The organism is uncultured Psychrosphaera sp. (assembly GCF_947500655.1).
Lineage (GTDB): Bacteria > Pseudomonadota > Gammaproteobacteria > Enterobacterales > Alteromonadaceae > Psychrosphaera.
In genome coordinates, this window is sequence record NZ_CANMSK010000016.1 from 21,210 (window position 1) to 34,985 (window position 13,776).

Consider the following 13,776-nt stretch of genomic DNA (forward strand, 5'->3'; position numbering starts at 1 on the left):
TATGAGAATTAGTTTTTTAATTAAAGTTTTAGTCGTTGGCGTGTTAGCCATTTTATTAAGTAGTTATTTTATTAGTCAAAATAAAGGCGTTCAAAACTTTGATGACACCTTGTTGTTAACAGAATTTGACGTTAATTTAGTTGATAAAATTCAAATACAAAATGCGGCTAGTAAACAATTTATTAGTGCTGAAAAAATATCTGGTAAGTGGGTTTTACCTAATAAATTTGGTTATGCAGCAGATATTAAAAAGCTATCAAAGCTGTTACAAAATTTAAAAGATACACAAATAGTTGAATTGAAAACCAAGCAAGCAAAGTATTATTCGCGCTTGGGTTTGCAAAGCTTAGATCAAGGTAATGAACTAGATGCAGAAAAAAGCCAAGCACAACTGTTAACATTAGTTGCGGGTGATGACTTTACTCAGCTGTTAATTGGAAATGAAAGCCAATCATCAACAGGACGTTATGTACGTTTTGCTAGACAAGAGCAGGCTTACTTAGTGGCATTGGATATTAATCTCCCTAAAGATGATACAGATTGGTTAATGCCTAATATACTTCCAATAAATGTTGATCAAGTTAGGCAGGTTGATATTACTTTATTTAATAAAGAGTCTAATACAACGTCTAACAGCAAGTTTACTATTGAGCGTAAAGAGCTTGAGCAAGATGAAACGGTAAGCTTAGCTGAGCATTTTGAATTGTTAAACAAAGCTGAGGATCAAATACCACAGTATGGCTCTATTTTTACTGGCTTAGTTAGAAACATAATTAACATTACAGCCAAAGACATTAAGTTAGCAGAGCCAAATGAAATGGAGCTATATCAAACTATAGTACTAAAGTATTTGGACACGCCAGAAAATCTTGATAATAAAGTAATGTTGGATAATAAAGCGCAAAGCAAAACGCTAACGTTACAGCTATATGAAAATGATAAAGAGCCTCTAAATTACTGGGTTCGTTTGGAACAAAGTAAATATTTAATAAATATATCGGAGTTCGACTTTAAACAGATAAGTAAGCCATTGAGTGATTATTTAGAGTAATCGATTTTCAATTGTTACATCAGATTTTAAGTATAAAGAAACAGCTAAAAAGGCTGTTTTTTTTATGGAATAAACTCAAACTAGTTTATTTCTACATGATAAGTTTCGTCCATACTGATGGATAATTACTTATTTCAGCTAATCCTGAGAATAGCTTATTCGCTAGTTGATATATTGGTTAGAACAACTGCAGGATTAACATTTTATACTAGATGACACTGTCTCCTTTTAATTTTTAATATCAAAGCAACAAAATAGTTCAATTATAATTAGGTTGTTTTATATACAATTGTATTGAACTTACCTGTTTAAGGTAGGTCTATTGAAACGGTTATCAGATTTGTGTTTAGAAAATCTATTTATTTATATCGGTATATATATTTTATGTAATGCTTATCTGTAAATATAATATGTTATTTAGTATAAAAAACACGCTAAACCATTGATTAAAAAGTAATCATTTTGTACAATGCAGCATATTGCAAGTGTGTGTTTATGTATATTTAAAGGGGTTGTTTGATGTCTACTCTATCTAATGAAGAAATCGCTTATTTTAGCGATGCCTTTTCACCTAAAGATGACAATGTTGGTAACGCATTATCGAATCACTCATTGAGTGTTGCGACTGAAGTGCCTGAAGTTCTTGCTCATATATTAGGAAATGCTAAGTTAACCTTACTGGCTGAAATTAGTTATTATCGTCTATGGTTTCCATTAACCTTAAAAGTAGATGATCTTGGCATATTCTCACCAGAGTTAGGGATCCCTGAAGTTATTGATATGCGTGGTGGCGAACGCAGTTGGCGTCTTGATCATGTTAAAAATGTAAAAGTAATAGACAATGATACGGCAAAAGATGTTGAAGTATTGTCTTTATCTAGTTCAGGCATGACAATCAAAGTCCCACAAGAGTTTGATACCTCAATGTCACATTTAAGCCAGTTAGTTTTATCCAATGGTGATCGTCTTGATGTGACGTTAGAGCCCGTTAGAACAGAAAATGGTGTAATGGCTGCCAAAATCAGCGCTGAAGGTGAATCTCGTGAAATATTACGTCAATTTCTATTTAGTGAGCATAAAGCTAAATATGAGCATCTGTACAAAAACATTAATTATTAAACATAAGTTATTCTGAGAGTTTTACTTTAATTACCTTTGAAAATTGTCGCGCTGACAACTTTCAAAATTAATTATTAGTGCATGTACTTATTAAATCAATTCTTCCACTGTGTATAAACCCAACACATGATCTCACCGGTATTAAATTAAATAAATCGACTCCCTTAATTTATTTTTTGTGCACAATCTTTGCATAGATAAATTTAATTAAAATAAATTAACGTTATTACTGCTATGAATAATAAAATGAAAGTCGAAATTTGGTCAGATATCGCCTGTCCTTACTGTTACATTGGTAAACGTCGTTTTGAAATGGCCCTTGAGAAATTTGACGGTAAAGACGATGTCGAAATTATTTGGCGTAGTTTTGAATTAGATCCAAACGCAGAATTAACCTATGAAGAAAATAAATATGAGTTATTGGCTAAAAAATACGACCAACCATTAAAGTGGGCTGAATTAGCCTGTGATGACATGGCAAAACAAGGTGCTGAAATTGGTTTAAATCTTGATTTTGACATTAATAAACCCACCAATACATTTAACGCCCAGCGCTTAATACATTTAGCGACTGAGTTAGGTAAAGAACAAGAAGTACAAAATTTATTGTTTGAAAGTTTTTTCTCTAAAGGCGAGCTTATTAGCCAAAATGACATTCTTTTAAACATCGCAGCTAATGCTGGTATCGATAAAAGCAAAGTTGAGCAGTTATTAAATTCTGATGTTTATAGCGACCAAGTAAAAGAAGATGAAGCTTTGGCTACTGAACTTGGTATTGAATCTGTGCCATTTTTTATCATAGATGAAGCTTATGGTATGGAAGGAGCTCAACCTGTTGATCATATATTAACTATGCTGGAAAATGTTTCTAATGGATCACTTTAACTTTGATTAAAACCATCTATTAATCTTTGATAAAAGTTCACAAAAAGTAATCATCCCCAAAAAACTCAGCTCTATCTGTTATAAAAACCTGCCTAAATAACCTTGTTGTTTTTATAAACATCAAGGTTGAAATCTTAAAACTTAATTTACAATTTTTGTTTAATCTCACGATTTGTTTATAAAGTAAACACACTGATTAGTTTTAATAACCTCATTGTTTACAATAAATTAGAAAAGTAATCGATTAGTCCAAAATCTTATATCTAATTAATGGCAAATCTCGAAATATCTATTACGGTATAAATTGGATTTATGAAATTAATCATCATAAAAGCCAAACAAATTATAAAAATAAAACAATAATAACAATATAAATACGGGAATATATATGTACAAATTATCTCCACTATCAAAATTGGTGAGATTGTCATTAATGACAGGATTAACAATTTCTGCAGCATCCACCTCTACTTTTGCTTTTGCCGAAGAAGATGACCTTATAAAAAATGTTGAACGCATAGCTGTTGTTGGCTCTCGAGGTGCTCCTCGCTCAGTTGATGACTCTCCAGTTCCAATTGACCTTATCGGCGGTGAAGAATTAGAACGTGGTGGCAACACGGATATGCTTGAGTTGCTCAAAGGCTCAATCCCTTCTTTTAATGTTCACTCTAACCCAATCTCTGACGCTGCAAGTTTAGTTAAACCTGCTAACTTACGTGGATTGTCATCGGATAGCACATTAATACTGGTTAATGGTAAACGTCGCCATAGAGCTTCAGTTATTGCTTTATTAGGTGGCGGTATTAATGATGGTGCTCAAGGACCTGATATTTCAGTTATACCTAGCTCAGCATTAAAACAAGTTGAAGTGTTACGTGACGGTGCAGCTGCACAGTACGGTTCGGATGCTATTGCGGGTGTTATGAACTTTGTTTTAAAAGATGATGCTGAAGGCGGTTCGTTAACAGCTCGTTATGGTTCTTATTATGAAGGTGATGGCGAATCTGTAGAAGTATCAGGCAACATAGGCATGCCACTTACCGAAGCTGGTTTTGTTAATGTAAGTTTTCAATATAAAGACTCAGAGGCTACTAGCCGTAGTGTTCAACGTCCAGATGCTGCTGGTTTAATAGCCGCTGGTAATACTGCTGTTTCTGACTTAGCGCAAATTTGGGGTTCTCCTGAAGTTAACGACGATTTAACTATTTTTGTTAATTCAGGTTTGGACTTAGCCAACGATGCCGAAGCGTATATGTTTGGTAATTATTCTAAACGTGATGTTCGTGGTGGCTTCTACTACCGTAATCCGCATGACCGTGGTGGTGTATATTCAAATGACGGTGGCGAGACATTACTAATTGGTGATATTGCTGAAGCTAGCGGTGCAGCAAGAACGTGTCTACCTGTAGAAATTACTAGTGGTAATGTGTTAACTCAAGACAATTACATCAATAATGTGGCTAACAACGATAATTGTTTTAGCTTTAATGAAATATTACCTGGTGGTTTTACACCTAACTTCGGTGGCAGTATTGTTGATACATCAATCACTATGGGTACTCGTGGTGAGTTTGATAGCGGCATTACATACGATTTTAGTGGTTCAGTTGGTTACAATCAATCTAGTTATGTTATTTATGATACGGTAAATGCGTCATTAGGTTTGGACTCTCCGCGTGATTTTAATCCGGGTAAACATACTCAATTAGAAAAAACATTCAATATGGATTTCACTAAAGAAATCAATGTTGATATGTTTGAATCACTAATGCTTGCTGGTGGTTATGAATGGCATGATGAGTCTTTTGAAGTAACCGCGGGCGATGTCGATTCATATACGGCTGGTGCATATACTGATCAAGGCTTTGGTATTGGTTCAAATGGTTTTCCAGGGTTTAAACCAGAAGCCGCTGGTGAATATACTCGAAAAAATAGTGCATTCTATGTTGACTCAGAAGCTCAAGTTACTGATTGGTTCTTAATCGGTGCGGCAATACGTTTTGAAGATTACGCTACGTTTGGTAGTGATACTAATTACAAACTAACCGCTCAATTAAATTTGACTGATGATTTTTCATTGCGTAGTTCGATTAGTACAGGTTTCCGTGCTCCAACAGTTGGGCAAGCAAACTACTCTAATGTTCAAACTGCGTTAGAAGATGGTGCATTGGTTGATTCTGCATTGTTACCAGCAAGTAACCCGGTTGCCATTCAACTAGGTGCAACTGAGTTAACACCGGAGGAGTCTGAAAGTTATACATTAGGTGCCGTATTGAGCCTTGGTGAAGTATTTATCACATTAGATTACTACAACATCTCAGTTGAAGACCGAGTGTCTCAATCGACTAAATACGAACTAACTGACGCTGATAAAACTGCACTTAAAGCAGATGGTGTTGCTAATGTTGATTCAATTCAACTAGTAAGTTTCTTTACTAATGACTTTGATACCACAACACAAGGTATTGATTTAATTGCTAACTACGAAACTGAACTTTTTGATGGTAATGCGAGCTTTAGCTTGGCCTACAACTATAATGAAACTGAAGTAGATAATTTTACTGACATTACTGGTGACTTTAAAGTATCTCGTTTAGAAAATGATTTGCCAAATCACCGTGCCACATTAACTTGGGCGCAAAATTGGGATAAAGTGAACTTCTTACTTCGCGGTAATTATTACGGTGAATATCAAGGCGTACACGTTGATTACGATGCAACTGTTAATACCGGTGAAGCTGCTGTTACTTTGGATGCTGAGTTAAGTTACTCTGTTACTAATGAGATAGTTTTATCTGTTGGTGCACAAAACTTACTTGATCAACAAGCTACTGAAATTAACTTCACAGAAGCCGGAGCTGCTGCTTGTGGTGGTTGTGTGAATAGTCAGTGGGGTGGACAATATTACGAAACATCTCCATTTGGTTTTAACGGTGGATTTTATTACGTAAAAGCAACATACAAATTCTAATTTAACAGTTTAATTAGCAATAACAAAAAGGCTCCTAAATTTAGGAGCCTTTCTTTTATGAAGCATTTAAACTATGAGGTGTTTAAATATTTAAACGATTATAAACCTAATACTTCTTTACCTTGCTCAAACACAATATCAACTGGGATGTTTGCTGTTGTTAGTGTTTCCAGATCAGCGGCTAGTTGTGCTTTTATAACACCTTTTTCAGCAACAAGTTTAGCAACACCTTGGTAATCACCATTGCCTTGTAATGTTAAAATAAGGTTAGATAAGCCGTTCATTGCATCACGCATTTTATCCATGTCAACGCTATATAAACCTTGTTCATTACGTTTAAATGCGTTCTTTTCTGCAAAGTAGTTAAAGCGGATCATGTTAGCTTTACCATGAGCAGAGCTAGCACCAAAGCGTACCGAGCGGAAAATGCCAGCTAAAAACGTAGTGTAATAATCTTCCAATTTACCTTCTGTGATCACGCCTTGTTCAAATAATTGAGTGATCATGTACAAACCTAAAATATCGGCTTTACCTTCTTCTAACGCAGAAGCATGTTCTTTTAACGACTGACGAACTGTGCCTTTACCGTTAACTGTATTTTTAATACCTAAACCATGGGCAACTTCGTGGAACATAGTGTTGTTGAAAAATGCGTTGAAAGTAATGTTTTCGCGTTGTTCTGGAACAATTAATAAGTCGGCAATTGGCAACAATATTTTGTCGAACTTAGCTTGCATAGCATTTTTAAGTTGTAAACGGCGAGTACCTTTTTTCAGTTGTACTTCTTCATCATTTGGTAAGTTAATTGCGATTGTTTTAGAACCCGCATTAGAGTGACCTGCGTAATAAACAACGTCATAGGCATTTAATTCAGCGTTAGAACCCGGCATTTCTGTTTTGTATCTATCGACAACAGGTAAGCCTTTTTGTAACTCAGGAAGGGTAGACGCATATTTGACTAACTTTTCGCTCCAAGCCATGTCTTTAATTAATACATAAGCTTCAAATGCAGCTCGGTAACCGTATAGCATGTCTTCGTAATTTTCTATTGGGCCGTAAACCAGTTCAATTGAATTTGACTTCATATCCATCCAAGCAAAGTCAGATGCTTGATATTCATTAGTTAATAAAGCGTCAGCTCTAAGTTTTAAGTAATTAGAGAACTCTTTATTGTTTGCTAATTTAGACGCTTTTAATAACAACTCAGATGCTTTAGTTAATTCTTCTAAATAGTAAACTGAATAAGGCACTGAATATAACTGCCCTTTGTCATTACGTTCAACAATAGAATACAAGCCTGTTTTATCTACGATATCTGCAGCTTCAAACTCTTCTTTTGTCATATCTTCTGGATAAAACTGAGCGCCTAAAGGCTTGGCTTTTTGTCCAAGTAAAAATGGTTCATCACCTTGTAAGCGATCCCAAGGGCCATAATTTACGTCAGCATAAGCTCTGGTTTTTTCATCGGTAATATTACTTAACAGCTCAGTTTTATTTTTACCGTAAGCTTGTTGCCAAAATAACTCATCCATAATTTTTGATGCATCAATTAGTACAGCAAGCATTTCTTTTTGTTTGCTAGTTAAGTGTGACAAGTCGGCGGTTAATGTAACGGGAGTGTAGATATCAAGGCGAGATGCAAACTCTGGTTTTAATGTATCTATTTGTGTTGTTTCTTCAGTGGTTTTTTTTCCACATCCAGCGAGTACTAAAGAGGTTAGTAAACCTAATGCTAAGGTCAACTTCAGTTTAGTTGTTTTTAACTGTAATCGTTTCATAGATGATCCTTTTTTTTGCAATTTGTATGCGCTTGTTTTTTTTATTCAAATTATCTGGGAGTTAGCTTTAAAATGGTAAGGCTTTTAACTCTGGGCCTTTATCTGACAACACTAACACTGAACCTTGAGTGTACCAATCGCCAACCACAATTCTTTGTTTGTTTTGTGGGCGGTCATGAATGTTAGGCCTATGTGTGTGACCGTGTACTAACCAGTCACATTTTGAATTTGACATAACACGTTGTACTTCACGTTCTGCCACATCCATAATAGCCTCAGACTTATCCATCTGACTTTTTTTACTGATAGCTCGGTATTTAGCCGCTTTTTTTCGGCGTAAAAATAAAGGCAAACTTAACATTAAGGTTTGCCACCACCAAGAACGGCTTTTAGTTCTAAATTGTTGATAATCCACATCATCTATACACAGTTGATCACCATGCATAAACAAAATGGTTTTATTAAATTCTGTTGTTATAAAGCTCTCAGGTAGCAATGTCATACCACAGCGTTTAGCGTATTTTTTACCAAGTAAAAAATCACGATTACCATGAATGAAAAATACAGGTGTGTGTTGTGAAAATTTTTGGATAGAATCTGCGATTGAGGTACTAAATTGGTTGATGTCGTCATCTCCAATCCAAGATTCAAACAAATCGCCTAATATATATAAAGATGAGTGTTGGTTAGATTCGGCCTGTAAAAAGTCTAAAAAACATTGTGTAATGTCGGGGCGGTCAGAACTTAAGTGTAAGTCTGCAATGACTAAGATTGATGGCATATAATTTTCTGTCTTAATAAAAAGGGCATCAATCGATGCCCTATAACGATATTGAACTAGTCAGTTACAACTGCTTTTTCAATAATAACATCTTCAACTGGTACATCTTGATGATAACCAGCATTACCAGTTTTAGTAGCAGATATTTTATCTACAATATCCATACCTTCAATAACTTTTGCAAATACGCAATATCCCCAACCATCAGGCGTTTCTGAACGGAAGTTTAAGAATGCGTTGTCAGCACTGTTAATGAAAAACTGTGAAGAAGCTGAATGAGGTTCCTGTGTACGAGCCATAGCTAGCGTACCACGATCATTTTTAAGGCCGTTATTTGCTTCGTTGTTGATTGACGCATTACCGTCTTTCTCTTCCATACCAGGTAACATGCCGCCACCTTGAACCATAAAACCAGGAATGACACGGTGAAATATAACACCATCATAAAAACCAGATGTTACATAGTTTAAAAAGTTTTCTACTGTTTTTGGAGCTTCTTTAGCGAACAATTCAATTTTAATGTCGCCGAAATTTGTTGTTAAAACAACCATAATTTATCCTAATAATTCGATTTTAATCTTGCCAGCAATTGTAACTAATAACCAGCTTAAGAGATAGGGTTTTACTTAAACTAAGCGTTTTGGCTAAAGAGCCTAGAACAAAGGCATTTACAAAAAACTATTTAATAAAAAACGCTACCAAGGAAGCTTTTCACCGTTGGTGTGCCAAAACCCACCTGTATTAGACAAGTTTAATTCCTCAATACGTTCAACAAGTCCTGTTGCAGAGTCTTCTGCGCTAACCAAACCATTAAAACCAACCATACGAGTTTGTACCCAACCAGGGTGTAATTGTGCAACGGCAATGCCTTTGTCTTTTAAGTCTATCGCAAGCGACTTTCCAATTGCATTTAACGCAGCTTTTGACGCGCGGTAACCATAACGCCCACCGGAATCATTATCCGCAATAGAACCCATACGGCTAGTGATGTTAGCAATTTTACTACCTTCAACCATATTAGGAATAAGGGCCTCAGTTACACGTAACGGTGACAATGTATTAATTTCAAACTGTTCACGGATTGAGTCGAAATCTATATCACCTAAGGTTTCATCTTTTAATAAACCTGCATTGTTAATTAATAAGTCAACTTGCTGATCGCCGATTATTTTTTTGATTTGATCAATACCATCTGAACTTGTCACGTCAATTCCAGATATCACCATACTCGCTATCGCTTCAATTTCTTCCGACTCGCTGCGGCATATAGCAATGATATCCCAGCCTTTTTCCGCCAATTTTTGACTAAGTGCCAAGCCTATGCCTCGGTTTGCACCGGTAATAACTGCTGTTTTCATCTTAGTTACTCATTATTAAACATTATTTATTAGCATTGTTATTAGTGTGGAGGCCTCAAGCGCCATTTTCAATCCTTAGGTAGCATAAAGACAATTATTTATGGCGAAACGTTAAAACAAGTAATTAGTCGTTTGTGAACTGAGCCAAACACGTTAAAATCAGCATTAATTAACTTTAGTACGATAATAAGTCGAACAAAACCAACGGAGATAAAATGGCAATTAACTGGTTTCCGGGCCATATGCACAAGGCTCGAAAAGAAATTGCAGAGATCATGCCTCAAGTAGATGTGATCATAGAGATACTCGATGCCAGAATTCCATTTTCTAGTGAAAACCCTCTTGTTCCAGAACTTAGAGGCGACACACCTGTTTTAAAAATTCTTAACAAAAGTGATTTAGCCGATCCAATCCAAACACAAAAATGGTTAGAGCATTTACAACAAGAACGCGGTATTAAAGCGATTGCGGTAACATCTCAAGACACCAAACAAATTAAAGACTTACTTAATGTTATCTCAAGCATGGTTCCGCACCGTGTTAGCCAAGATAAACAATTAAGAGCGTTAATTTGTGGTATTCCAAACGTTGGTAAATCAACAACCATTAATATTTTGGCCGACCGTATTATTGCTAAAACTGGTAATGAAGCCGGTGTCACTAAAGCACAGCAACGTATTCGCTTAGATAACAATATTGTACTGCATGACACGCCGGGATTTTTATGGCCTAAGTTAGAGCCTGAAGATTGTGGTTACCGCCTTGCAATCACAGGTGGCATTAAAGATACAGTGACAGAAAAAGAAGACATAGCGTATTACGCCATTGAATATTTAATGGAACATTACCCAGAGTTATTAATTGAACGTTATCAATTAAAAGACATGCCAGAAACGCCAATTGAAGTGATGGACGCCATAGCATTAAACCGTGCTTGTATTCGTAAAGGTGGTATCGCCGATTTATATAAAGTGTCAGAAATAATCTTAAACGATTATCGCTCAGGTACACTTGGTGCTATTACGCTAGAAACCGTTGAACAAGGTATTGAAGCCAAAGCCATAGGCAAAATCCAAGAAGCCGAACGTCTTGCTAAGAAAAAAGAATTTGAAGAAAAGAAGAAAGGGAAAAAGCGTCCACGCAGATAATTGCGGTGTTTTGCTCAGTTATTTAGGCCTCACTCATGCGATGGGCTTGAATAATTTTTCTTATAAAAACGTTCATGATTTTCTAATACCATTAAGAAGTAAACATATATGAAATTAGCTGCATCGATTATCGCCATGTTTATTGTTATTTTATTTATTTGGGGTGACTCAAGTATGTGGGAAGATGAAAAATATGCTGTTTATTATATAGATGGCGATATTAAACTAGGCATTAAGGTTGATGATGACGGCTCTTTTATTGGGCGAGTAGAGAATAACGTAATCGCAGTAGGGTCTAATGAAAAGTATGTCGTTGTAAAACAATTAACTTCTGAGCCTGATGTGATTTCTTATTTTGTACTAGATAAAGAAAATGACAATATTTACCTTAAGCCTTATGACGTAATAGAAGGGCCATACACTGAACCTCAATTTAAAAAGCTAAACCAAAAATTAGACTTACCCAAATTCAGTGAAGCGTTTTAAGTAAAAGTAAAAGTAAAAAGACAGCTTCTATTGTAAATAAGGTTTATGCGTAGATCATAGACATATTGTTGCTGCCAAACGTTTTTAATTGTTAGCTCGTTGGGCTAGCCAAAGTAATTTATTAAGGATAAACATGAGTCATAGTTCACAAATAAAAGTACGTGGTTTTCATTTAGATATTTATCAGCATGTCAATAATGCAAGGTACTTGGAGTTTTTAGAAGAAGCGCGTTGGGAATATTTAGAAGACACTGGCGACTTAGAATACTTTCAATCTCTTGGTTTGGCGTGGGTAATTGTAAACATTAATATTAATTACCGAGCTTCAGCAACCATGGGGCAAACATTAGACGTTACTACCGCATTATCAAAAGTAAGCGGAAAAAGTGCGGTGTTTAATCAAGTCATTACTTTGGCAGGAACAGATACGATTGTCGCTGATGCGGATATTACTTTTGTATTATTAAATCAAAAAACAGGTAAACCTGTGAAGATTGAAGGCGAAGTGTTAGAACGTATGGAAGGCCATTTAAAAGCAGTAGGCGAAGAACTTTAATTTATCTTTGATAAAAGTTAACAAAATCTGGTTAGTTAACTTAGTTTATAAATTCGTCTTCTTATGGGATGTTAAATGTTAAATTTTGAAACTTATTCGCCAATCAATATTCCGGTAAATTGGCAGTCAGAGCTGATAATGGATAATGAACAGCGTTATTCTTTATTACAAAAATATTTGTCACCAATTAGCTCTGTTGTTGTTAAGCCGAATGATTGGCCAGTTGGTTATGGCTCATTAGAACATGATAATTTACCTGTATTGTATCAACCAGCCGCTATTATCGAGATCCCACAATTAACTGATGAGCAAGATGTAAGTCACGCTCAATATTATATTTACGATAACTGCCTAGCCGTTCTAAATTTAGGACTTAAAGTTGATTCTGATATTACTAATATCGATGATTTGGCTATTTCCAAGCGAATTGAGGATCTTTCTGAAAAATACTTTGCTCCAATCCTAAAGCAACTTTACTCGCTTAAAGCTGAATTACCGTTAATGAAGCCTAGTGATTATAAATTTTTCAATAACGATATTGATGAATTAACTAACGGTAAACCTTTATGGGTGGCCAGAATGTTGACCCAAGGAAAAGGCTTACCAGCAGAAAGTTATGCTAATTGGCTTAAAAGTGTTGATTCAAAGACTGATTATTTACAGCTTGGCTCTGGTAATTCCTTGCTAACAGAACAGCAATATTTCTCAGACGTTAATCGTATTATGATCATGTCTCAATTTCATGTTGCTCTTATGGATCGTATTGAAAGTTTGCTCAAAGATAATTTGAAAAAGTTTAATATTAATTACTACAACAAAAATAGATTGGCATTACTAGGTAAAACTGTAACGGAGCAACAATACCGCAATGATCATATTGAGTATATTAACATTCAAGTTTCTGCAGCTACCGCTGGAGTGCAAGGGAAGCGTCGCGAGTTATTACAGCAGTTTAATATTGCTTGGGGATTTAATGAACAAAGAGAGAGAGTTGATCAATTAACTGACTTAACTCAAGCTAGAATAGATCGTTCGTTACAAGATAAATTGCGTCAACAAAATCGCGGTATACAAACTCTATTAGCTTTTCTTGGTTCACTTGGACTTATTAGCTTAGTTATTGATTTAGCCAGTATAGAGGGTGAAGTTAATCATAAAGACACGACAGGTTTACTTGACCTGTTCAATTTTATATCAGCCGAGAGCTTTATAAGTTTAACGGCTATAATTGTTATTTTATTCACATTATATGTTTACAAAAATCATGAATAAACGGATCCGTTTCACAATAATACTGTCGACTCCTAACTTTCCATATCAGAAAGCGTTAGGTTATTTGACTCCTAAATTAGGTCAATTTTTTGCTGGTGCTTGTTGCCAAGAAATAGATGGTGTTTGGTCAGATGATGGTGAATTTGACAAATCTGAATACCAAATAGGTAAACAAGAAAAAGGAATGAAAATCCACTTATCTGTCATGGTTGATCAACAAGAACAAACTAAATTACAGATAAGGCAAGTATTGCAGGGCTTAAAAGATGAACTGAACTTAGCTATTAATTGGGTTCACCTTGAGCAAGAAGAAGTTACCGCTAGCCATTTTCAATTACAGTAAAGCACTCTTTTACATAAAATAGAACTTT

General features: G+C 35.3%; 13 protein-coding genes. 9 read left to right on the forward strand and 4 right to left on the reverse strand.

The genetic code is table 11. The features are described from left to right. Position 1: 1 nt before the first annotated feature. The 4 genes from Q0940_RS13025 to Q0940_RS13040 all read left to right on the forward strand — a co-directional run bounded on the left by Q0940_RS13025 (position 2) and on the right by Q0940_RS13040 (position 6,026). Complete coding sequence (locus tag Q0940_RS13025; RefSeq protein ID WP_299269213.1) at positions 2-1,051, forward strand: DUF4340 domain-containing protein; 1,050 nt, start codon at positions 2-4, stop codon at positions 1,049-1,051. Positions 1,052-1,570: 519 nt separating this feature from the next. Continuing rightward, the gene (locus tag Q0940_RS13030; RefSeq protein ID WP_299269215.1) at positions 1,571-2,170 is read left to right on the forward strand and encodes a hypothetical protein; all 600 of its coding nucleotides are present in this window, start codon (positions 1,571-1,573) and stop codon (positions 2,168-2,170) included. A gap of 246 nt (positions 2,171-2,416) precedes the next feature. Further along, positions 2,417-3,055: a DsbA family oxidoreductase gene (locus Q0940_RS13035; RefSeq protein WP_299269217.1), complete on the forward strand. Its 639-nt coding sequence runs from the start codon at positions 2,417-2,419 to the stop codon at positions 3,053-3,055. Positions 3,056-3,488: 433 nt separating this feature from the next. Then, entirely contained in the window at positions 3,489-6,026 is a 2,538-nt protein-coding gene (locus Q0940_RS13040) for a TonB-dependent receptor (RefSeq protein WP_299269349.1), read from the forward strand. A gap of 98 nt (positions 6,027-6,124) precedes the next feature. On the opposite strand, the gene Q0940_RS13045 is transcribed toward Q0940_RS13040, so the two are convergent. The 4 genes from Q0940_RS13045 to Q0940_RS13060 all read right to left on the reverse strand — a co-directional run bounded on the left by Q0940_RS13045 (position 6,125) and on the right by Q0940_RS13060 (position 9,943). After that, entirely contained in the window at positions 6,125-7,804 is a 1,680-nt protein-coding gene (locus Q0940_RS13045; protein WP_299269219.1) for a Zn-dependent hydrolase, read from the reverse strand. Between the two features lie 67 nt (positions 7,805-7,871). Next, entirely contained in the window at positions 7,872-8,585 is a 714-nt protein-coding gene (locus Q0940_RS13050; RefSeq protein ID WP_299269222.1) for a UDP-2,3-diacylglucosamine diphosphatase, read from the reverse strand. Positions 8,586-8,641: 56 nt separating this feature from the next. Continuing rightward, positions 8,642-9,136, reverse strand: a complete 495-nt coding sequence (locus Q0940_RS13055) for a peptidylprolyl isomerase (RefSeq protein ID WP_299269224.1) — start codon at positions 9,134-9,136, stop codon at positions 8,642-8,644. A 144-nt stretch (positions 9,137-9,280) separates the two neighbouring features. Beyond that, entirely contained in the window at positions 9,281-9,943 is a 663-nt protein-coding gene (locus tag Q0940_RS13060) for an SDR family oxidoreductase (protein ID WP_299269226.1), read from the reverse strand. Between the two features lie 215 nt (positions 9,944-10,158). Here Q0940_RS13060 and ylqF point away from each other — a divergent pair, with 215 nt between their 5' ends. The 5 genes from ylqF (at position 10,159) to Q0940_RS13085 (ending at position 13,748) form a co-directional block, all read left to right on the forward strand. After that, positions 10,159-11,091, forward strand: a complete 933-nt coding sequence (ylqF, locus tag Q0940_RS13065) for a ribosome biogenesis GTPase YlqF (protein ID WP_299269228.1) — start codon at positions 10,159-10,161, stop codon at positions 11,089-11,091. Positions 11,092-11,199: 108 nt separating this feature from the next. Further along, the gene (locus Q0940_RS13070) at positions 11,200-11,577 is read left to right on the forward strand and encodes a hypothetical protein (RefSeq protein ID WP_299269230.1); all 378 of its coding nucleotides are present in this window, start codon (positions 11,200-11,202) and stop codon (positions 11,575-11,577) included. A 133-nt stretch (positions 11,578-11,710) separates the two neighbouring features. After that, positions 11,711-12,133, forward strand: a complete 423-nt coding sequence (locus Q0940_RS13075) for a thioesterase family protein (protein ID WP_299269232.1) — start codon at positions 11,711-11,713, stop codon at positions 12,131-12,133. 75 nt (positions 12,134-12,208) lie between these two features. Then, a complete protein-coding gene (locus Q0940_RS13080) occupies positions 12,209-13,405 on the forward strand; it encodes a hypothetical protein (protein WP_299269234.1) in 1,197 nt (398 codons plus the stop codon). Next, on the forward strand, positions 13,398-13,748 hold the full coding sequence (locus Q0940_RS13085) for a hypothetical protein (protein ID WP_299269235.1): 351 nt from the start codon (positions 13,398-13,400) through the stop codon (positions 13,746-13,748). The genes Q0940_RS13080 and Q0940_RS13085 overlap by 8 nt, the downstream gene beginning before the upstream one ends. Positions 13,749-13,776 lie beyond the last annotated feature (28 nt).